This is a genomic window from Blautia sp. TF10-30 (assembly GCF_003481245.1).
Taxonomy (GTDB): Bacteria; Bacillota; Clostridia; order Lachnospirales; family Lachnospiraceae; genus Fusicatenibacter; species Fusicatenibacter saccharivorans.
Map to the genome: position 1 here is coordinate 303,505 of NZ_QUKM01000001.1, position 20,114 is coordinate 323,618.

Sequence of the window (20,114 nt, forward strand, 5' to 3'; positions counted from 1 at the left end):
TTTCCTCCTATCACACTTTTTCCATGCCAGGCATGTTTGACTTATCGATTTTTGTTTTTATTTTCCGTATCTCTTCTACTGCAGCCGCGCTGTAATCATATGGAGACGAACCTTCCCTGTCCGCTTCCATAATTTCCGGGTTGTAGTGGACCATGCCCAGAAGATCCTCCGGGGGGATACGGTCCTGTATGAATGCCTCATCTTTTTCGTCGCGTACTTTGTTTGCCACGACATGAACCTGATGAACGCCAAGCTCTTCGGCCAGACGTTTGACATTCTTATAGGTCTGAATACTTCTTGCACCCGGCTCGATGACTACGATGAACATATCCATGCCCTCCGTCGTTCCTCTTCCCAGATGCTCAAGGCCTGCTTCCATGTCGAGGATGACAACATCCCCTCTGTGAAGGACCAGGCTGTTGATGATTCTCCGCAGCATCACATGCTCCGGGCAGACACAGCCGCTTCCGGCCGTCTCCACGGTGCCAAGCGTCAGGAGTTTGACTCCATTGTACTCTTTGCTGTATTTATCGGGGATATCACTTACTCTCGGATTTATCTTGTAAAACCGGTTGTCTGCACTTGCCTCGGTGCGCTCTTCGATCAGTTTTCTCATTTTGGTAATCGGAATGATCGAATCGAGGATTTCTTCCGGAAATCCAAGCGCAAGGCCCAGATTGGCATCCGGATCGACATCTGCAGCCAGAACCGGATGGCCTTCTTCTGCATAAAGTCTTGCAAGGGTCGCTGCGATGGTTGTTTTTCCTACGCCACCCTTTCCAGTTACTGCTATTTTCATTTTACACCTTTTCACTTCAAAAAGGGCGGTCTCTTTTTACGTCAGGGACCGCCCTGTCCTTTTTATACGCCGAGTGCGGCACGTTTCTCTTCGATTCGTGCGAGCATTGCATCGCCCAGCTTGTCGATGTCTTTTTCTACTGTGTAAGCTGCCTCAACCCAGTCGCGGACACCGTTGGTCAGAAGTCCTGTTACCTCAGTGGATCCGGATACATACGGCTCTACGCCAAGGTAAGTATCGATACCGGTTGCTACAACATAGTTTCCGATGGAAACTGCTTTCTCAGACATCCACTCCGGAGCACATCCGACAACCGGAAGCTGGGAAATATTGACATTACCGATTTTAGCAAGTTCTGCTACAAGAACCATCATACGGGAGATATCAACGCAGGATCCCATGTGGAGTACCGGCGGGATATCAGCCAGCTCGCAGACACGTTTCAGACCTGCACCGCAGAGATCTTTAGCACGTTTGTCCATCAGACCTGCTCTTGCTGCTGCCTGTGCAGAGCATCCGGAAGCAACGATGATAACGTCGTGCGCGATCAGCTTCTTCATCAGCTCGATGTGAGCGGTGTCCGGACGGACTTTCGGGTTGTTGCATCCTACCATGGCAACTGCACCGCGGATAACGCCGGATGCCACACACTGCCACAGCGGCATCAGAGTTCCGGTCTGGTCAACCTGGGAATTGGTTACTTTATCCAGAGTCTTGATGATGGACTCAAAAGAGTATCCAACGGTTGCTTTCTGCTTCATATGCGGGATATGTACCAGCTCCGGTTTCCGGTTTTTAAAGTTTTCAATTGCCATTTTTACGATGGCTTTTGCATTCTCACCTGCTGTTTTTGCGTTGAAACGAATGTATTCTGCATCCGGCATCTGCGCAATCGGGCTGGTGGTAACGAATTTAGTATGGAAACATTTGCTTAAAGGTCCAAGGGCCGGGAAAATACACTGTACGTCAACAACGATGGCCTCGCAGGCACCGGTCAGTACCACGTTTTCCTGCTGCAGGAAGTTACCTGCCATCGGCACGCCGCGGCGCATTGCTACTTCATTGGAAGTACAGCAGACACCTGCCACGTTGATTCCCTTTGCTCCCATTTCTTTTGCATATGCGATCATCTCCGGATCGTCTGCGTATTCACAGATCATCTCGGAAAGTGACGGATCATGGCCATGAACGATGATATTTACTTCATCTTCTTTCATAACACCAAGGTTTGCCTCGGTTTCGATCGGCTTTGGAGTTCCGAACAGTACGTCAGAGAACTCGGTACCCATCATGGAGCCGCCCCATCCATCGGAAAGTCCGGAACGAAGGGACTGGCGAACGAGTGCTTCCGGAAGGGAAGAACATCCCATATGAGTCATATGAAGAGAACATGCAACCTCACGGTCAATCGCACGCGGTGCGATTTCTTCTCTCTCCCAGATTTCCTGTGTGTGCTGCGGAGCACGTTTCAGGAATCTCTGTGTTCCAAACGGTTTACCATACTCTAAAAGAGCCAGCTCGGACATCTCATGTGCCAGATCGTAAATATCTTTTCCTTCTGTCTCTACGCCCCACTCTTTTGCGATACGGATCAGTTTCTCCGGATCTTTTACTTTGTAGTTTCCGTTTGGATCAGCCTCATGCAGTGTGTGGCAGATCTCACGGCCATGATCGGAATGTGTTGCGGAACCGCCTGCTGTAAAGCGCAGGAAGTTACGTCCTACAATACCGTGTACATCGCATCCGCAGATTCCTCTCGGTGCCTTTGGTGTAATACGGCAAGGTCCCATCGTACAGATACGGCAGCAGGTTCCCTGCTCACCGAATTTACAGTGCGGGGTCTGGTTTTTTACACGAAACTGCCATGCGTCAGCGCCAACCTTTGCACCATTTTCCAGGAGCTCATTCGTGGCCTGTTCGAATTCTTCTACGCTTGTTAATTTGAATTCGCTCATCTTGTCCTCCTCAAGATTGTATTTTAATATTTTTATGGTAAAAACATCCTCCCATGGGGGATATTTTACTTTTGAAATATCCCTCCGTCTGCAGCGTGTACAAAGCGGAGGGCAGATTCTCTGTTTTTATAAATCAAGGTTTTCTACGATTTTCTTTAATGCCGCGCGTACCGGAGAGTCTTCCGGCAGACGTACGGTTGGTTTTCCGTCACAGTCATATTCATAAACCTGATCATCGTGCGGAACAACGCCAAGGAGAGTTAATCCCTGTTTTTCAATTTCCTCACGGGTTCCCTCATTTAACACGCCATTCGGCGCACGGTTTACGATCAGTCCTACCTGCTTCGGCTTCATATCGCATTCTTTGATCAGCTCCGCGATTCTCGCAGCGGCCTGTACTCCTCTTCTTGAGCAGTCACTGACCAAAATAGCTGTATCCATTCCCGGAAGTATACCACGGCTGATATGCTCCATGCCTGCCTCGTTATCCACAACCATGAAGGGGTAATTCGGATACAGCTTTGCAAGCTGATTCTGCAGAAGTCCATTGACGAAGCAGTAGCAGCCTTTTCCCTGTGTTCTTCCCATCACAAGCAGGTCAAAATCATCTTCCTCAGTCAGAGCGCCTGCAAATTTAAATTCCGCATAATCTGCCTTGCTCATACCTGCCGGAATCGGGTTTTTGGATGCCATCTCTGCACGGGCAATCTCCTCCCGGATATCTCCAAGGGTAGCTTCTACCTCTACGCCAAGTACCTCATTCAGGTTTGAGTTTGCGTCCGCATCGACTGCCAGAACAGGTCCTTTTCCCGTCTCACAGAGATACTGGATCAGCAAGCCGCATAATGTTGTTTTTCCAACGCCGCCTTTTCCGGCGACAGCTATTACATGTGCCATAAAAATCGGATGCCTCCCAAATTCAAGTAATTAATTCATTAAACCAGTGTGCAAAGGCCGGATCTGTCGATGATTTCAGATACGTCTTTCCATTTATTCAGTGCATACAGATGAATTCCGTTGACACCGAGTGCACGGTATGCATCAATCTGTTTTACGGTATATTCGATACCCTCTTCTTTGAACTCTGCAACTTTCTTGTCGTAGAATACGTCGAACGGTTTTCCTTCTGCATCTTTTGCTGCAAATGGGTTCGGGAACAGCCAGTGTCTGGAGATCATTCTGGAAAGCTCTCTGTCCATCACACAGCCGTTTCTGGAAAGTGCCATGTTAATAGTAGCGGCCTGATCCAGGATCGGCATTACTCCAACGTCTACCGGCATGGTGATTCCTGCTTTACGGATTGCATCCAGCCAGTATTTGAACTGCTCCATATCCCAGCAGAGCTGTGTCATGATGTAGTCTGCTCCGTTGTCCTGTTTCTGTTTCAGAACTGCGATATCAGACTCCAGACTTCTGCAGGAGATGTGGCCTTCCGGTGAACCTGCAACAGCGATTTCAAATTTGTCGCCGTAGGTATCACGTACGAATTTTACAAGATCGGTAGCATAGTCAAAGTCACCACAGGTTGTAGTCTCACCAAGCGGAATATCTCCGCGCAGTGCCAGCATATGGTCTACGCCGTCAGCCAGATACTGATCCAGCTGCTCTTTGATTCCTTCTTTTGTGTTTTTGATAACGGTGAAATGAGTAACCGGTGTAGTTCCGGCATTTTTGATCATCTGACATACTTCACGGTTTGCTCCGACATTTCCGCCGCCTGCTCCATATGTACAGGAAATGTAAGACGGGTTGTACTTCATCAGGTGGTCGATGGTACCCGGCAGATTCTGCAATCCCTTCTCTGTCTTTGGCGGGAACAGCTCAAAAGACAGAAGGGTCTTGTTTTTCATCTCTTCTGAAAGTTTCATAATTCAATTTACCTCCGCTTTAATATAATATATTCCTATTCTAAGTCCCGGTTCGCTTGTTCTGTTTGTTCCGATTTGCAGAGCCCGGGGGCCTAAAACCGCTTTTATAGAATAACTGGTTCCGTCAACCAATTATCATTCACAGTCCAGCTCTACGATGCTGTTTGCAAGATCTACCATTTTGATCTTACCCTGCAGTCTGATCTCCTCACCCATGATGTCACGGATCAGAACGTATTCTCCATCGACATCGATGCGGCTCACATTTTTACAGACAACTGTGTTTTCCGGATTTTTGTATACCGTTGCAAGGCACATAGCTTACGCCTCCTCTACTTAACTTCTTTCAAATGCTCTTTTACAAGTGTCAGTGCAAGGGACAGGCGCATATTGCCTTTCTGGAAATCGGATACTCCCTCCCTGATCTGTTTTGCGGCGTCCGCCATTCCGGCTTTTTCCAGTTTGTCGGCCATCTCGTCGAGTTCTGCTGCGTGATGTTCATTGTGCTGCAGCATATAGGTTAAAAGGGCAAGATTCTCGTCCTTGCATTTTTCTTCGGAACCGCATGCATTGCAGGCATGTCCGCAGTCTTCTCCCTCGTGATGATGGTCATGGTGATGATGGTGCTCGTCGTGAGCTCCGTGCGGAATGGGATTTCCATTCTCGTCATATAATAAATGCATAATATGGCCTCCTCTGTCCCCGTTTTTCTGCTCTGCCGTCCGTTTCGTCCGCTTTTGTTTTCCTGAAACGTCCTGCAGATTGTACAGGGAATGATAAATAAATATCAATTCAAATTTATTATACTCTATTTCATGCACAAAATCAATACGGCCTCCACAAAATTTCTGTACAATTCGCCGTACAGGCCGTCCTGGCATCCTTCTTTTTTCTTGCATGGCTTGTTATTTTTTTTCATTTCCCGATTGTGTTAAACTTTTTTAATATATTTGGTCTGATTTCTTTAAATTTTCATGTTATACTAAACATAATTATGAGAGAAATACGGCAAAATCTTTTTTTGATTCAAGATACGGAGGGTTTTTATGGCACTTTCTATTCCAACCATTACATTGAACGACGGCAGAGCGATGCCGCTTCTGGGGCTTGGCACTTACAAATCGACAGAAAAAGAGGCAGAAAAAGCAATTGTCACCGCGGCAAAATACGGCTACCGTCTGATCGATACCGCCTCCTCCTATAAAAATGAGGACAGCATCGGCCGCGGGATCCGCGCAAGCGGGATTCCGCGGGAAAACTTTTTTATTACCACAAAGGTATGGAATACCGCGCAGCGGGTCGGTGATATCGAAGGTGCCTTCAACCGCAGCCTCGACCGTCTCCGTCTCGACTACGTTGATCTTTACCTGATTCACTGGCCGGTGCCGGGCTGCTACCCGGAGACGTGGCGCGCACTCGAAAAAATCCGCGAATCCGGGCGTGCAAAATCGATCGGCGTCAGCAACTTCGAGGAGCCGCACCTTACCGCCCTCTTTGAATTTTCCGGCGTCATCCCGGCCGTCAACCAGATCGAATGTCATCCGCTCTGGAACCGGAAACCGCTCATCGCTTTCTGCCGTTCACATGGAATCGCCGTTCAAGCGTATGCGCCACTCGCAAGAGGTCTTTATCTGAACCGTGAGATTATGCAGCAGCTGGCAGAAAAGTATGTACGCACTGAAGCGCAGATCGGTCTCCGCTACCTCGTCCAGCAGGGCATCAGTGTCATCCCGAAATCGACACATCCAGACCGCATTTTTACCAACGCGGATGTCTTCGACTTCGAACTTTCTGAAGCCGACATGGCGCTCATCGACACGATGGACGAACAGCTCCGCTCTGCTTCCATACCGGATGACCTGCTGTAACTGCGGATTCACAGCAAAAGCAGCACAGAAAATCCGTTTCTTTCCATTTCAGATTTCTGTGCTGCTTTTTCTGTTTCTCTTTATTTCGAGGATACCATCCAGTCTGCTGCAGGTGCAGATCCAGTCCCCCATTGCTTCGGCTTCTTCTAAATCATGCGTGACCAGAAGCATCGTTTTTTCTTTTCCTTTTCTGCGGATATAGTTCATCGTTTTCTTTTTCGTCCCCGCATCCAGTCCCCGGAACGGCTCATCCAAAAGGAGGAAATCTGCGTCCATGCGCATGGCCCGCAGAACCGCCACCCGCTGGCGCATGCCGCCCGACAGTTCCGATACAGCCTGGTTTTCACAGCCCGAAAGGCCGAGTTCCTCCATCTCCTCCAAAAGATGACGGAAGCTTCTTTTTTCTTTTCCAAACATGCGGCGCCTTACCGCGAGCTGGATATTGGCTGCAGCTGTCAGTTCTTCTGCCAGCCGCGGTTCCTGAAAAACCATACTTTTTCTTAAGGCTTCCAGTCCCCCGATTTTTCCGCCGTCCGCCTGCTCCAGGCCTGCCAGAATCCGCAGCAGGGTTGTCTTTCCCGCCCCGGAAGGAGCCATCAGACAGGTCACTGCTCCTTTTTTCAGTTCCATCGTAAGATTCGAAAAAATAACGTGTTCTCCATACGCTTTTTTCAGATGGCAGATTTCAATCGTATCTTCTCTCATTTCATCACCAGCATCCTTTTTTCTGCAAGATCCATTCCTTTTAAAACAGCTTTTTCGAGACAGAAGCTGACGTACACGATCGCTGCCGTCCAGGCAAATAGTCCCGGTGTGTCGAGATATATTTTTGCCTGATACAGATGCTCTCCGATGGATCGGTTCGGAATGCCGATTACTTCTGCTGCCGTTCCGGCCTTCCAGCAAAGGCCGAGGGAAAGTGAACATCCCGTCCGGATATATGGGTACAGCTGCGGCAGGATCACCCAGCGCAGCCGCACCGGCCGCGGAACCTGAAAAACGTCTGTCATCTCCAAAAGCGCTGTGTCCAGTTCCCGCAGGCCGTTCCGCGTGTTTGTATACAGGATCGGAAATACCATCAGAAACGAAATCACAACCGAAAGATTCTTCGACGAAACCCAGATCAGGATCAGAATCACAAAAGAAGCGACCGGCACTGCTTTCACTGCTGCAACCAGCGGCGTCAGGAGTTCTTCTGCAATGGAAAACCGACCGGCAAGTGCAGCTCCTGCAATTCCCACCGCCGCACCAAGAAGGAATCCGGCTCCGATGCGTGCTCCGGAAAACAGCAGGGACTGCCAGAAGACCGGTTCTGTTACAAGCGTAAAAAGGCGTTTCAAAACAGCGGCAGGAGATGCCAGAAGGATCTCCTGCCCGACAAAAACGCTTACCGCCTGCCAGATCATAAGCCAGAACACGATCGGCCAGAGCTTCGTTTTTCTCTGTTTCTCTTTTTTGTTTTTATTCGGAATAATAGAAGTCATCTCCTGGAAGTTCTCCTCCGACTGCCTCCGGGTTCTGGTCTTTGAGTACACCGAGATAACCGGAAAGCTTCTCTTTCATCTCATCACCGGTGATGCAGACAATGTTGCATGCCGGAAGCGCTTTCTTTGCGACTGCCTCCGGAACAATGTCATAATCCCCGATCAGTTTTGCCGCCTCATCCGTGTTTTCGGTTACGTAGGATACGGATGCCTGGTAAGCTTCCATGAAGTCTGCAACTGCTTCCGGATGCTCCTTGGCAAAGGCAGTGCGCACAACGGTAACACCTGTCACCAGTGTGCTCGCCGTTCCTTCGGACTCCTGGATTTTGTTCCATTCTTCGGTCAGGTCAAGTGCGGTGCGCAGCGTTTCTTTTTTCGTCTGTGCCGTCGTTACAAACGGCTGCGGCAGCATGGCGATTCCATCGGCATCTTCTGCAAGTGCTGCCACGCACTCGGCGTGTTCGCTCTTCCACTCGATCGTTACGTCCTCACCCGGTACGAGGCCGTTCTTTTCGAGGATATAATTCAAAGCATACTCCGGAGTTGCACCTTTGCCGCCCGCATAAATGGTTCTGCCTTTCAGATCCGCAATGGAATGTACGGTATCGCCGTCCTCGACGATATAAAGGACACCGAGCGTATTGACTGCGAGCACCTGCACGCCGCCGTTTGTCTTGTTGTAGAGTACGCTTGCAAGGTTCGCCGGAACCGCGGCGATATCCACCTCTCCCTGTACCAGTTTTGCGCTGACCTCATCCGGGGCAGCGGCAAGTTCAAACGTGTCCGCAGGTGACTCTTTGCTGTCGTTATCGCTCATCATTTTTACCATTCCCATGCTGGTCGGTCCTTTTAATGCAAGCACATGGACCAGTGTCTCATCTTCTGTTTCCGATGCCGCTGCGCTGCTCTCCGACTTTGTCTCTGTCTGGCCGCATCCTGCAAACAGAAGTACCATTGCAAGAATCGCTGCCGCAAAGCCCATCTTTCTTTTCTTTTTCACTTTTTTCTCCACCTTGCTGTTCTTTTTAGTCTACCAGCTTGTCCAGTTCTTTTACATATTCTGTCTGGCTGGAAATCTTGTGTTTTGCCTGCGCCGCATATTTGTTGACTGCCGCCTGTGACTTTTTGATCGACTGCATCGTGCCGGCTCCTGCCACGCATCCGCCCGGACAGGCCATGCCTTCGAGAAGATAACCGTTGTACTTTCCGGCCTTCGCCATTGTCAGCAGTTTCCGGCATTCCTTCAGACCTTCTGCATTTGCCATCTTGATTTCGCGGTCCGGGTATTTTTCACGGATTACATTTTCCACAGATTTTGCAACGCCGCCGGAGACAGCAAAGTTTCTTCCGTCCACCGATGCATCGCTGACGCCGTCCGGATCTTCCTCAAGTGCACTCACATCTACCTGGCGCGCATCGAAAATGCCCGACATCTCTTCAAACGTCAGAACGAAGTCCACCTCACTGCGGACAGACCGGCGCATGGCCTCCAGTTTTTTCGCCGCACACGGTCCGACAAAGACAACCTTCGCATTCGGATTGTGTTTCTTGATCAGACGCGCCGTCAGCGTCATCGGGGTCAGTGCCATCGAGATACAGTTTGCGTAATCCGGGAACAGTTTCTTCGCCATTACAGACCAGGCCGGACAGCAGGATGTCGCCATAAACGGCAGTTTCTCCGGAACTTCGTTCACAAAATCCTCTGCCTCCTGTGCCGCACAGAGATCCGCTCCGATCGCAACTTCAAAGACATCCGCAAAACCGAGCTTTTTCATCGCCGCACGCAGTTTTCCAGGCGTTACTTTCGGTCCGAACTGGCCGACAAACGCCGGTGCCAGCGCTGCATAGACGCGCTCTCCCGACTGGATCGCACGGATTACCTGGAAGATCTGGGATTTGTCCGAAATAGCGCCGAACGGGCAGTTGACGAGACACTGGCCGCAGGATACACATTTCTCGTAATCGATATCTGCTTTTCCGTTCTCATCTGAACCGATGGCATCCATTCCGCAGGCTCTCGCACACGGACGCTCCTGAATGATAATAGCCTGGTATCCGCATACCTTGGCACACTGACCACATTTGACGCATTTATCCTGATCAATATAGGATCGTCCATTGGTGCGGTCCAGCGTAATGGCCTTTTTCGGACAGACTTCCACGCACGGATGTGCAAGACACCCCTGACATCCCTCCGTGATCAGAACCCGTTTTTCATGACAGGCGTTGCATGCAAATTTGATGACATTAATGAGCGGCGGTGTATAATATGTCTCCGCCTGGTCCGCCAGTTTGATATTGTCCGAGATCGGGGCGTGCTCTGCCGCGCTTCTGCACGGAAGTCCCATTGCAAGGCGAAGCCGCTCTCCTACAATCGCCCGCTCCAGAAACACATCATTTCTAAAATTTCCGACCTCACCGGGAATTACACGGTAAGGAATTTCCTCGATCGTCTTTTCCACCGGGGAGTCCACGTCATACGCCATTTTTGCAACTTCCGTAAAAATGGCATGGCGGATTTCCTGAATTCTTGTTTCTACTCCTCTCATTCTTTCTTCCTCCTGCCGTATTTTCCTCCGCATCTTTTCAGTTAAAATTATTCCGCTTTCTATTACTATACTTGATTTCGAAAGCATTGTCATCTTTTTCCCGTATTTTTACCGAAAAAATTTTGGTCTGCACAAAAAAAGAACCTGCCGCCTCTGTATCATTTCACAGAAGTGACAGGTTTCTTATTTTTACCGCTCCCAGAGATCCGGGGCGAGTTCATCTTTTTTCATACGCTGCATCAGTTCATCCACAGCCTGTTTCGGGTTTTTGTTTTCAAACAGAACCTGATTGACTGCCTGAATGATCGGCGTTTCGATTCCGAATTTTTTCGACAGGGTAAGACCCGCTTTTGCGGAATAGACGCCCTCGACGATCATCTGAACCTCATCCATCGCCTGCTGCATCGTTCTGCCCTGGCCGATCAGGTATCCGGCTTTCCGGTTCCGGCTGTGAACGGAAGCACACGTTACAATCAGGTCGCCGATACCGGAAAGACCGTAGAAGGTTTCCGCATGGGCACCCATCGCCGTGCCGAGCCGTGCAATTTCCGCGATCCCGCGGGTAATCAGAGCCGCTTTCGTATTGTCGCCGTAGCCAAGACCATCCGCCGTTCCGGCTGCCAGTGCGATGACATTTTTCAGAGCTCCGCCAAGTTCAATTCCCGTGATGTCCGGGCTTGTGTAAACGCGGAAGACCGGGCTCATGAACACATTCTGCACATACAGTGCGCTCTCGCGGTCATGCGCGCCGACAACGATCGTGGTCGGCAGGCCGCGGCCGACCTCCTCTGCATGGCTCGGTCCGGAGAGAACAACGACATTCGTTCCCGGCACTTCCTCCTCGATGATCTGAGACATCGTCATCAGGGTATCGGCTTCCACGCCTTTTGCCACATTGACGATGAGCTGGCCGTCCGGAATATCCGCCGCATACTTTTTACATGTGGTTCGCACGTACGGGGATGCTTTTGCCATCACAAGGATGTCCTGTCCGGAAAGGGAGCCGCGCACATCGCAGGTGAACTTCATTTCATCCGGCAGTTTTACGCCCGGAAGCTTCGTCAGATGCTCTCTGTGTTCCTTTAAGCTCTCAATTTCATTTTCATTTTCCGAGCAGATCGTCACGTCATGCCCGTTGTTGCAGAGCAGGAGGCCGAGGGCGGTTCCCCAGCTTCCTGCTCCGATGATACTAATCTTTGCCATATTTTATTTCTCCGACTTTTTGGATAAATACGTTTTCCGCTCTGTTCCCGCGATGAGGCGCTTGATGTTTGCACGGTGCTCCCAGAAGGCAAGCACGGCAAGAAGTGCGATCACCACGTACATCTCATAGAGATACGGCGGTTCCAGCGCAAAGCAGCCCGCCTGTCCCATGATAACGGCCATCGCAAAAAAGACAACGTAAACCATCATGGAACCGAGGGAAACATAGTGTGTTACTGCAAGATTCAGGAAAAACAGCGCTGCACAGACCAGCGTGATTCTCCAGTCAAACGAGATAATCAGACCCGCGGTCGCAGCGATTCCTTTTCCGCCGCGGAAGCCTAAGTAAAACGGGAAGTTGTGGCCGAGAATCGTTCCGGCCGCAGCATACACCGTCAGCAGTTTCAGCAGTTCCGGGTGCGATGCACCGAAGATCAGGCGTACCGTCAGGACCGCCAGAATGCATTTGATGCAGTCGCCGGCAAGCGTGATGGCGCCTGCTTTTTTCCCTAAAGTCCGGAGCGCGTTGGTCGTTCCTGCGTTTCCGCTGCCGTGTTCCCGGATATCAATTCCCTTCGTCCTTCCATAAATATATGAGGTCTGAAAAAGGCCAAATGCGTATCCGATCAAAAGGCATATGATCCGTACCATAACTCTTTACTGCTCCTTCTCTTTTCGTTCTCTGATGATGAATTTCAGCGGTGTGCCGCGGAAGCCGAACGACTCTCTGATTTTATTCTCCAGATATCGAACATAGGAGAAATGCATCAGTTCTTTGTCGTTGACGAAAATAACAAATGTCGGCGGTTTGACCGAAACCTGTGTCATGTAGTAGATTTTCAGTCGTTTTCCACGGTCTGACGGCGGCTGCTGCATTGCCATTGCCTCGGTCAGAATCTCGTTCAGGACACCGGTCTGTACGCGCAGGTTCTGGTACTGCAGAACCATGTCGATCGTCTCGAACAGCTTCGGAAGACGCTGTCCTGTCTTCGCAGAGATGAAAAGAAGCTCTGCGTACGGCATGTAAGCCAATGTATTTCTTACTTTTTCGGTAAAACGATAGATCGTCTTATCGTCCTTTTCCAGAGCATCCCACTTGTTGACGGCGATAATCATACCTTTTCCGCGCTCATGGGCGATACCGGCAATTTTTGCATCCTGCTCTGTGACACCCTCGGTTGCATCGATCAGAAGAACGACGACATCTGCGCGCTCTACGGCAGATACTGTACGGATGATGCTGTACCGCTCCAGCTCCTCTTTGATCTTGTTTTTCTTTCGAAGACCTGCGGTATCGATGAAAATATATTCATTTCCATTGTGCATGATCGTGGTATCGATCGCATCGCGCGTCGTTCCGGCGATATCGGATACGATGACACGGTTCGAGCCCAGCAGTTTGTTGACCAGGGAGGATTTTCCGACGTTCGGTTTTCCGACAATGGCGATGCGCGGAATCTCGCTCTCCTCCTCGTTTTCCATCTCCGGATCAAAGTATCCTGTCACCTCATCGAGCATATCGCCGATGCCGAGCTTTCCGGATGCGGAAATGGCGTGCGGCTCTCCGATGCCAAGGTTATAGAATTCATAAACATCCATCATCTGACGGTCGAAGTTGTCGACTTTGTTGACCACCAGCACAACCGGCTTGCGGCTTCTTCTGAGCATATCAGCTACTTTTGCATCGGCATCTACAAGGCCCTGACGGACGTCGGTGATGAAGATGATGACATTTGCGGTATCAATGGCGATCTGCGCCTGGTCTCTCATCTGGGAGAGAATGATATCTTTGGATTCCGGCTCAATACCGCCGGTGTCTACCAGCGTAAATTTGTGGTTCAGCCACTCCACGTCGGCATAAATACGGTCACGGGTTACACCCGGTGTGTCTTTTACAATCGAAATATTGTCTCCGGCTAATACATTAAACAGGGTGGATTTACCCACGTTCGGCCGGCCCACAATTGCTACAATCGGCTTGCTCATACATTGTTCTCCTTCTGTGTATCGTCTCCTGGTTTTCCTCCACAACGGCTTTCACCAGGTCGCTGCCCGGCTCATCGATAATCTGTACCGGTGTTTTCAGGCGCTCTTCCACCTCTTCCACCGTCACATCGTCGAGAAAGACGTTTTTTCCCGAACGGAGCATGTTGCACGGAAGCAGCAGGCAGTCGCCAAGATCTCTTCCCTCTAACTGCTCCATCAGATCCTTTCCGGTAATCAGACCGGATACGGTAATGGATTCTCCAAAGAAATAGTTGATAATCGTGACAACCTCCGCCTGTACATTCGGATATTTTTCACGAATTTTCTGCATGTGTTTTTCCAACGACGGCGCCGCAGCTTTTCCGGTCGCAATCGTTACATGGCGGTGACGGTCATCCCCTTCTCGTTTCGAAAGTTCTTCCGCAACCTCGTCCTCCAGAAGCCGGAGCATTCCCACTCCGTTTTCCAGCTGGATATAGCCATCGTAATTTTCCTCCTCCGGGATCGGCTCTCCCGCCAGCAGATACCATTCATCACCAGCATGGATAAAGTGAAGTCCCCACTGTTCATACAGCTTTTTCTGCCATTTGTGAATCGTGGCAAGAACTTCTTTTGCATCCTCCCTGGTAAACGGTTCCAGAGGCGCCAGTCCGTCGCGGTACTTCGAAAGTCCGACCGGGACAACCGAAACACTTTTCAGATGCGGCAGATATTTTGACAGATCCGAAATACTGCGCTCCAGCTCTGCGCCGTCGTTGTATCCCTTGCAGAGCACAATCTGTCCATTCATCTCGATTCCCGCCTCGTAAAGGCGCTGGACCTTCGGAAAGATATTGCCCGCAAAACGGTTGTGCAGCATTTTGCAGCGGAGCTCCGGGTTCGTTGTCTGGAACGAAATATTGATCGGTGCCAGATGGTAGCGGATAATCCGGTCGATATCATGGTCGCTCATGTTGGTCAGTGTAATATAGTTTCCCTGCAGGAAGGACAGACGCGAATCGTCATCCTTAAAATACAAGGTGGGACGCATTCCCGGCGGCATTTGATCGATGAAGCAGAAAATGCAGTTGTTGCTGCAGGAACGGTACTGATCCATGAACTCGTTCTCGAATGTGATGCCGATTTCCTCGTCATACTCTTTTTCGATTTCCAGATCCCATTCCTCGCCGTCCTTTTTCCGGATCGTGAGTTCCAGATACGTGTCGTTGGTCTGGAAGTGGTAATCGAAGACGTCCTCGATGATTTCCCCGTTCACGCGGAGCAGTTCATCTCCCGGTTCGAGTTCCAGTTCTTCAGCAATACTGCCCGGTTCTATTGTCTTGATAATGTGTTTCGTCTTGTTTTTCACAGATCTTACGTTTTGGCCTTTCCATTTACTTCTTTATAACTTCTCTTTGCCCAGTAAAAAGCGTGCTTTTTTTGCATACCTTCCGGGCATTCATTCATTATAATAACAACAACCTGCACAAAAAGCAAGGATTCTTTCGTTTTTTGCTTGACGCACCCTTTCCCAAGATGATATAAATAGGAAGTAAATGGTTTGTAAAAAATGTCGATTACTGGAGGTTTGTATGGCTAATTTAGATTTACTTGAAAATTCCATTCCGGTTGCTCCGTTAAAGCTCGCCGCTCTGCCGGGCAGCATGGAAATGGCAAAAAAAGTCGATGCGTATCTGGTTCAGTTCCGTAAAGAGCTCTCCGAGCGCCGCAACGGAGTTCCCTTTTCCGGATATTCCGAGGATTCTTTCCTGATTGACTGCGAGTGCCCGCGTTTCGGCTCTGGTGAGGCAAAAGGAAAGATCAACGAATCTGTCCGTGGTGCCGATCTTTACATTCTGGTCGATGTCTGCAACTACAGCATCACCTACAAGGTATGCGGCTACGAGAACCACATGTCACCGGATGACCATTATCAGGATCTGAAACGTATCATCGCTGCTGCAACGGGAAAAGCACACCGGATCAACGTAATCATGCCTTTCATTTATGAAGGAAGACAGCATAAGCGCACCAAACGTGAATCTCTCGACTGCGCACTTGCTCTGCAGGAGCTGATGAATATGGGCGTTTCCAACTTCATCACCTTCGACGCGCACGATCCTCGTGTCATGAATGCAATTCCGCTCGGCGGCTTTGACAACTTCATGCCAACCTACCAGTTTTTAAAAGCCCTTCTTCGTTCTGTTCCGGATCTGACGATTGACAACGATCATCTGATGATCATCAGCCCGGACGAGGGAGCGATGGCGCGTGCCGTATACTTCTCCAACGTGCTCGGCGTCGATATGGGTATGTTCTATAAGAGAAGAGATTACTCCACCATCGTAAACGGAAAGAACCCGATCGTGGCACATGAGTTTCTCGGTGATTCCGTAGCAGGAAAAGATGTTGTCATCATCGACGATATGATCTCCTCCGGTGAGAGTATGCTCGACGTTGCAAAACAGGTCAAAGAACGCGGCGCGGAACATGTCTTTGTCTGCACCACATTCGGCCTCTTCACCGACGGTCTTGAGAAATTCGACGCTTACTATGAGAAAGGCTATATCAGCAAGGTCATCACCACCGACCTGACCTACCGGACACCGGAACTCGTTTCCCGCCCTTGGTATGAGCCGGCTGAAATGAGCAAATATATGGCAAGCATCATTGATACGCTTAACCACGACGTATCCGTTGCAAAAGTACAGTCTACGACAGAGAAAATCAATAAACTGCTGGCAAAACACAGATAATCGATTTTGTGTCCGCCGGATGCATACAGCAAAAAAACGGATCTGTTTTTTCCAGGTCCGTTTTTTGATGCTTTCTATTCTGTTTTCGATCCTGTTTTCAGACCAGGGAAAGGAATGCCGCGAGGTTTCCTCTTTTTCCCTTCGATGCACGGTGGGAATACAGGAAATCCGGGTTGCAGCAGGTGCAGAGGTTCGGCAGATGAATCTGCTTCTCCGGCACTCCTGCTGCAAGAAGGATCTGATGATTCGCCTCCCAGAGATTTAACTGGTATTTTCCATCTGGTTTTCCGTAGAACAGTTTCTCATGCAGTGTTTCCGGGAATGCTGCCCGGAACTCTTCGATCACGTCACCGCTCACCTCGTAGCAGTCCTGGCAGATCGACGGGCCGACGGCTGCGATCACATCTTTTGCTTCTGTTCCAAACCGTTCGTGCATCGCATCGAGCGTTGCCTGTCCCATCTTGTGGACCGTTCCACGCCAGCCGGAATGTGAAAGTCCAATTGCACGGTGCACCGGGTCGACAAAGTAGAGCGGCACGCAGTCCGCATAGAATGTCGCAAGTACGACGCCCGGCTCGTCAGTGATCATACCGTCAATATCATGAAAATCGCGGTCTCTTGTCACGCCGCTGCCGCAGTCTGCTTTCGTCACATAACGGACCTTCGTCGTGTGTGCCTGATCGGAGGTAACAATGTTTTCCACTTCAAACCCCGCCGCCTCACAGAATCTTCTGTAATTCTCCCGCACATTCGCCGGATCGTCGCCGCGCGAAAAGCTGAGATTCATGCTGGAAAGATGTTCCTTACTCACCCCGCCGATCCGTGTGGAAAATGCATGGCGGATGCCCTCAATTTTCTCAATCGCCGGCCAGGTCAGATAGACCACGCCGTTTTCCGCCTCGTTGACATGCATCGTTTTTTTATCGTTTTGTTTCCATTGAATTGGTATCATAAAAACTCCCTTCCTACCAGCCGCTCCCCTGATAATAAAACGCGTTCGCATATACGCGGATCTCCTCCGGTGTCTCTGCCACGACGTCGAAACGGCAGGGCACATCCATCGGGATCTGGTGGAGCATGCGGTAGTAATCTGCTGTTTTTGAAATTTTCTTCTGTTTCTTTCCATCCACGGCGCTTGTCGGGTCTCCGGCTGTCCGGCCGGTGCGGTATTTTACTTCGATAAAAATGTATGTGTCGTCCTGTTTTGCGATCAGGTCGATCTCACCGAAGCGGCACCGGAAATTCCGCACCAGGATGTGATATCCCAGGCTTTCCAGATATTCTGCCGCACGGCTCTCCTGTCTCGTTCCTACTTCCCGCTGGTTCAAATGCGATACCCTCTCCTTTTTTTGATGCAGTGCCTTTACACGAAATGGCCGATAAACGACTGCCGGTGGATCGGTGACGGGCCGATTTCTTTTAAAGCAGCGATATGCTCTGCCGAACCGTAGCCCTTGTTCGATGCAAAACCGTAGCCCGGAAGCACCTTGTCGTACTCTTCCATCAGGCGGTCCCTTGTCACCTTCGCAACAATACTTGCCGCCGCAATCGAAACACTCTTGGCATCTCCCTTGATGATCGGCACCTGGCGGATGTCCACCTGCGGGATTTTCACCGCATCGTTTAAGAGTACATCCGGCTTCACGGAAAGCTTGCTGATCGCCTCCCGCATCGCCTCGTACGTTGCCTGTAAAATATTGATCTCGTCGATCCGCGCCGGGGAGGCATAGCCGATGCCGACGGCCACTGCCTCGCGCATGATCACATCGTACAGCTCGTCGCGTTTTTTGGCCGTCAGCTGCTTGGAATCGTTCAGATACAGGATTTTACTGTCACGCGGCAGAATGACCGCACCTGCGACCACAGGGCCCGCCAGAGGGCCTCTTCCGACCTCGTCGATGCCGCAGATCCAGCCAAGATCCTCATATTTGTGTTCGTAGATCTTCATCTGTTCCGTGCGCTCGCGCTCTTTTTTTAAGGCCTCTTCCTGTTTCTGGTATTTTTGAATCAGATTTTGTACGCCGGCACGGGAATCCTCTTCATATTCCAGATAAAGGGCGGGCAGCTCCGTCTCCGAAGCTGCCGCAAAAATTTCCCGTATGGCGGATATCGATTGTTTTTTCTCTGTCATCGTTGTTCTCCGCATTTTTTATTTTGATAAATCCATTTATTCCGGTTTTTCCAGCGTGATTCTGCCGAGCTTTCCGCTCCGGAAATCATCCATCAGAAGCCGTGCTGCTTTTTCGTAATCGAGCTCATTTCCCTTTTTCAGGCAGCCGCGCACACGCGCAATCTCACCCAGGATTTCCACACGATCCGTCACACCTTCAAAGCCAAAGCGTTTCTCCAGCGTTCCCGGGTATTCTGCCGTCAGATAATCGATGACGGACAGCGCCAGCTCCTCCACGTTCAGGATCTCATCGTTGATGGAACCGATCATCGCAAGATGCAGTCCCACCTGCTGGTCCTCAAACTTCGGCCACAGGATACCAGGTGTGTCCAGAAGCTCCAGCTGTTTGCTCAGACGGATCCATTGTTTTCCCTTCGTGACGCCCGGTTTGTTTCCGGTCTTCGCACAGGCTCTGCCCGCATACGCATTGATAAATGTCGATTTTCCGACGTTTGGAATACCGACAACCATCGCGCGGACCGGACGGTTCAGGATGCCGCGTTTGCGGTCGCGCTCGATTTTCTCTTTGCAGGCCTCCTGTACGGCGCTGTTGATCGCTTTCATGCCGGCTCCGGAACGGGAATTGACCTTCACAACAGAATATCCCTTTCCCTTGAAATATTCCATCCAGGCATCGTTTCCGCGCTCATCGGCAAGGTCCGATTTGTTCAGCAGGATCAGCCGTGCTTTGTTCTTTCCAAGTTCATCTATATCCGGGTTGCGGCTCGCTGCAGGAACTCTCGCATCGACCAGCTCAATCATCAGGTCGATGAGCTTTAAGTCTTCCTGCATCTGTCTGCGGGCCTTCGTCATATGACCCGGGTACCACTGATAATTCATGTTTCTTCTCCTTCTATGCTGCGTTTACACGAAACCGATTTTCTTCCACGGCGAAATCGTAAACCAGAGCTTTCCGACAATGCGGTCCGAATCCACGAGTCCCATGCCGTTGTGGCGGCTGTCCTCGCTGTTGTTCCGGTTGTCGCCGAGCACAAAGTACTGTCCCTTCCCGACCGTGATCGGCTCGGAGGCAAGTCCCGCGTTTGTGATGGCCGGAAATTCATCTTTTTCATTATAGACTTCCCCGTTGATGAGGATCTGTCCGTCTTTGATCTGTACCGTCTCGCCCGGCAGCGCAATCACACGCTTGATGTGGATGCTCGCCTTCTTGTCCTCACTCGTCCGGAACGCGATGATATCCCCGCGTTTCGGAGAACTTAAGCGGTACCAGGCGGAGTCCATCAGCACACGCTCCCCCGGCACGAGAGTCGGCTCCATCGAGCCCTCCTGCACCACGACACTTCTGCAGAAAAACCAGGAAAATGCCGCCGCAAGAAGAATCGCTGCGATGATTTCCAGATTCCATACAAGCATGGAACGGATCTTTTTCTTGTAGAAATATTCTTTTACATATCTGGTATTCATACCCATAGTGTAATTCTCCGTAAGACAAAACCGGAGAAACACAATTGCTCATGTTCCTCCGGCCATCCTTTT

21 protein-coding genes are annotated in these 20,114 nt (G+C 50.4%); 2 read left to right on the forward strand and 19 right to left on the reverse strand.

Translation table 11 applies throughout. From position 1 onward, the window contains the following. Positions 1-10 precede the first annotated feature (10 nt). From DXD02_RS01370 to DXD02_RS01395, 6 genes are all read right to left on the reverse strand, one after another. Complete coding sequence (locus DXD02_RS01370; RefSeq protein WP_117509047.1) at positions 11-799, reverse strand: ATP-binding protein; 789 nt, start codon at positions 797-799, stop codon at positions 11-13. Between the two features lie 62 nt (positions 800-861). Then, positions 862-2,754 (reverse strand): anaerobic carbon-monoxide dehydrogenase catalytic subunit, encoded by a 1,893-nt coding sequence (gene cooS, locus DXD02_RS01375; protein ID WP_117760360.1) that lies wholly within the window; start codon positions 2,752-2,754, stop codon positions 862-864. Positions 2,755-2,880: 126 nt separating this feature from the next. Next, positions 2,881-3,651 carry an ATP-binding protein gene (locus DXD02_RS01380; RefSeq protein WP_118666282.1) on the reverse strand — a complete coding sequence of 257 codons (771 nt, stop codon included), beginning with the start codon at positions 3,649-3,651 and terminating at the stop codon, positions 2,881-2,883. A gap of 38 nt (positions 3,652-3,689) precedes the next feature. After that, entirely contained in the window at positions 3,690-4,622 is a 933-nt protein-coding gene (locus tag DXD02_RS01385; protein WP_022462431.1) for a methylenetetrahydrofolate reductase, read from the reverse strand. Between the two features lie 135 nt (positions 4,623-4,757). Next, positions 4,758-4,940 carry a CooT family nickel-binding protein gene (locus tag DXD02_RS01390; protein ID WP_022462432.1) on the reverse strand — a complete coding sequence of 61 codons (183 nt, stop codon included), beginning with the start codon at positions 4,938-4,940 and terminating at the stop codon, positions 4,758-4,760. Between the two features lie 14 nt (positions 4,941-4,954). Next, positions 4,955-5,305: a hypothetical protein gene (locus DXD02_RS01395; protein WP_055218122.1), complete on the reverse strand. Its 351-nt coding sequence runs from the start codon at positions 5,303-5,305 to the stop codon at positions 4,955-4,957. Between the two features lie 363 nt (positions 5,306-5,668). Here DXD02_RS01395 and DXD02_RS01400 point away from each other — a divergent pair, with 363 nt between their 5' ends. Then, positions 5,669-6,490 carry an aldo/keto reductase gene (locus DXD02_RS01400; RefSeq protein WP_055226455.1) on the forward strand — a complete coding sequence of 274 codons (822 nt, stop codon included), beginning with the start codon at positions 5,669-5,671 and terminating at the stop codon, positions 6,488-6,490. Between the two features lie 48 nt (positions 6,491-6,538). On the opposite strand, the gene DXD02_RS01405 is transcribed toward DXD02_RS01400, so the two are convergent. From DXD02_RS01405 to DXD02_RS01440, 8 genes are all read right to left on the reverse strand, one after another. Then, the gene (locus DXD02_RS01405) at positions 6,539-7,195 is read right to left on the reverse strand and encodes an ATP-binding cassette domain-containing protein (protein ID WP_118666283.1); all 657 of its coding nucleotides are present in this window, start codon (positions 7,193-7,195) and stop codon (positions 6,539-6,541) included. Beyond that, positions 7,192-7,974 (reverse strand): ABC transporter permease, encoded by a 783-nt coding sequence (locus DXD02_RS01410; RefSeq protein WP_118666284.1) that lies wholly within the window; start codon positions 7,972-7,974, stop codon positions 7,192-7,194. Before DXD02_RS01410 ends, DXD02_RS01405 begins: the two co-directional genes overlap by 4 nt. Beyond that, complete coding sequence (locus DXD02_RS01415) at positions 7,952-8,974, reverse strand: ABC transporter substrate-binding protein (RefSeq protein ID WP_243106320.1); 1,023 nt, start codon at positions 8,972-8,974, stop codon at positions 7,952-7,954. Before DXD02_RS01415 ends, DXD02_RS01410 begins: the two co-directional genes overlap by 23 nt. Positions 8,975-8,999: 25 nt before the next feature. Beyond that, the gene (locus DXD02_RS01420; protein ID WP_022461521.1) at positions 9,000-10,523 is read right to left on the reverse strand and encodes a 4Fe-4S dicluster domain-containing protein; all 1,524 of its coding nucleotides are present in this window, start codon (positions 10,521-10,523) and stop codon (positions 9,000-9,002) included. A gap of 189 nt (positions 10,524-10,712) precedes the next feature. Continuing rightward, on the reverse strand, positions 10,713-11,726 hold the full coding sequence (locus DXD02_RS01425) for an NAD(P)H-dependent glycerol-3-phosphate dehydrogenase (RefSeq protein ID WP_118666285.1): 1,014 nt from the start codon (positions 11,724-11,726) through the stop codon (positions 10,713-10,715). 3 nt (positions 11,727-11,729) lie between these two features. Continuing rightward, positions 11,730-12,377, reverse strand: coding sequence for a glycerol-3-phosphate 1-O-acyltransferase PlsY (gene plsY, locus DXD02_RS01430; RefSeq protein WP_055226461.1), 648 nt, complete (start codon positions 12,375-12,377; stop codon positions 11,730-11,732). Between the two features lie 6 nt (positions 12,378-12,383). Continuing rightward, entirely contained in the window at positions 12,384-13,712 is a 1,329-nt protein-coding gene (der, locus tag DXD02_RS01435) for a ribosome biogenesis GTPase Der (protein ID WP_022461518.1), read from the reverse strand. Next, positions 13,666-15,060 carry a DUF512 domain-containing protein gene (locus tag DXD02_RS01440; protein WP_117800929.1) on the reverse strand — a complete coding sequence of 465 codons (1,395 nt, stop codon included), beginning with the start codon at positions 15,058-15,060 and terminating at the stop codon, positions 13,666-13,668. The genes der and DXD02_RS01440 overlap by 47 nt, the downstream gene beginning before the upstream one ends. A gap of 223 nt (positions 15,061-15,283) precedes the next feature. On the opposite strand from DXD02_RS01440, the gene DXD02_RS01445 reads away from it, so the two are divergent. Further along, complete coding sequence (locus tag DXD02_RS01445) at positions 15,284-16,447, forward strand: ribose-phosphate pyrophosphokinase (protein WP_055226464.1); 1,164 nt, start codon at positions 15,284-15,286, stop codon at positions 16,445-16,447. Between the two features lie 97 nt (positions 16,448-16,544). Here DXD02_RS01445 and pgeF read toward each other — a convergent pair whose 3' ends face one another. Genes pgeF through lepB form a run of 5 tightly spaced genes read right to left on the reverse strand, consistent with a single transcriptional unit; the run spans position 16,545 to position 20,042 of the window. Then, positions 16,545-17,399 (reverse strand): peptidoglycan editing factor PgeF, encoded by an 855-nt coding sequence (gene pgeF / locus DXD02_RS01450; protein WP_055226466.1) that lies wholly within the window; start codon positions 17,397-17,399, stop codon positions 16,545-16,547. 13 nt (positions 17,400-17,412) lie between these two features. Then, entirely contained in the window at positions 17,413-17,775 is a 363-nt protein-coding gene (locus DXD02_RS01455) for a YraN family protein (RefSeq protein WP_022461514.1), read from the reverse strand. A 35-nt stretch (positions 17,776-17,810) separates the two neighbouring features. Then, complete coding sequence (locus DXD02_RS01460) at positions 17,811-18,578, reverse strand: ribonuclease HII (RefSeq protein WP_055266587.1); 768 nt, start codon at positions 18,576-18,578, stop codon at positions 17,811-17,813. A gap of 36 nt (positions 18,579-18,614) precedes the next feature. Then, on the reverse strand, positions 18,615-19,457 hold the full coding sequence (ylqF, locus tag DXD02_RS01465) for a ribosome biogenesis GTPase YlqF (protein ID WP_022461512.1): 843 nt from the start codon (positions 19,455-19,457) through the stop codon (positions 18,615-18,617). 24 nt (positions 19,458-19,481) lie between these two features. Further along, positions 19,482-20,042 (reverse strand): signal peptidase I, encoded by a 561-nt coding sequence (gene lepB / locus DXD02_RS01470; RefSeq protein ID WP_243038274.1) that lies wholly within the window; start codon positions 20,040-20,042, stop codon positions 19,482-19,484. Between the last annotated feature and the right edge of the window lie 72 nt (positions 20,043-20,114).

Coding starts and splice junctions, on each gene's coding strand:
- DXD02_RS01445 (WP_055226464.1), top strand. CDS start 15,284: ATGGCTAATTTAGATTTACTTGAAAATTCCATTCCGGTTGCTCCGTTA.
- DXD02_RS01405 (WP_118666283.1), bottom strand. CDS start 7,195: ATGAGAGAAGATACGATTGAAATCTGCCATCTGAAAAAAGCGTATGGA.
- cooS (WP_117760360.1), bottom strand. CDS start 2,754: ATGAGCGAATTCAAATTAACAAGCGTAGAAGAATTCGAACAGGCCACG.
- pgeF (WP_055226466.1), bottom strand. CDS start 17,399: ATGATACCAATTCAATGGAAACAAAACGATAAAAAAACGATGCATGTC.
- lepB (WP_243038274.1), bottom strand. CDS start 20,042: ATGAATACCAGATATGTAAAAGAATATTTCTACAAGAAAAAGATCCGT.
- DXD02_RS01395 (WP_055218122.1), bottom strand. CDS start 5,305: ATGCATTTATTATATGACGAGAATGGAAATCCCATTCCGCACGGAGCT.
- ylqF (WP_022461512.1), bottom strand. CDS start 19,457: ATGAATTATCAGTGGTACCCGGGTCATATGACGAAGGCCCGCAGACAG.
- DXD02_RS01380 (WP_118666282.1), bottom strand. CDS start 3,651: ATGGCACATGTAATAGCTGTCGCCGGAAAAGGCGGCGTTGGAAAAACA.
- DXD02_RS01390 (WP_022462432.1), bottom strand. CDS start 4,940: ATGTGCCTTGCAACGGTATACAAAAATCCGGAAAACACAGTTGTCTGT.
- DXD02_RS01410 (WP_118666284.1), bottom strand. CDS start 7,974: ATGACTTCTATTATTCCGAATAAAAACAAAAAAGAGAAACAGAGAAAA.
- DXD02_RS01460 (WP_055266587.1), bottom strand. CDS start 18,578: ATGACAGAGAAAAAACAATCGATATCCGCCATACGGGAAATTTTTGCG.
- DXD02_RS01425 (WP_118666285.1), bottom strand. CDS start 11,726: ATGGCAAAGATTAGTATCATCGGAGCAGGAAGCTGGGGAACCGCCCTC.
- DXD02_RS01370 (WP_117509047.1), bottom strand. CDS start 799: ATGAAAATAGCAGTAACTGGAAAGGGTGGCGTAGGAAAAACAACCATC.
- DXD02_RS01420 (WP_022461521.1), bottom strand. CDS start 10,523: ATGAGAGGAGTAGAAACAAGAATTCAGGAAATCCGCCATGCCATTTTT.
- DXD02_RS01400 (WP_055226455.1), top strand. CDS start 5,669: ATGGCACTTTCTATTCCAACCATTACATTGAACGACGGCAGAGCGATG.
- der (WP_022461518.1), bottom strand. CDS start 13,712: ATGAGCAAGCCGATTGTAGCAATTGTGGGCCGGCCGAACGTGGGTAAA.
- DXD02_RS01385 (WP_022462431.1), bottom strand. CDS start 4,622: ATGAAACTTTCAGAAGAGATGAAAAACAAGACCCTTCTGTCTTTTGAG.
- plsY (WP_055226461.1), bottom strand. CDS start 12,377: ATGGTACGGATCATATGCCTTTTGATCGGATACGCATTTGGCCTTTTT.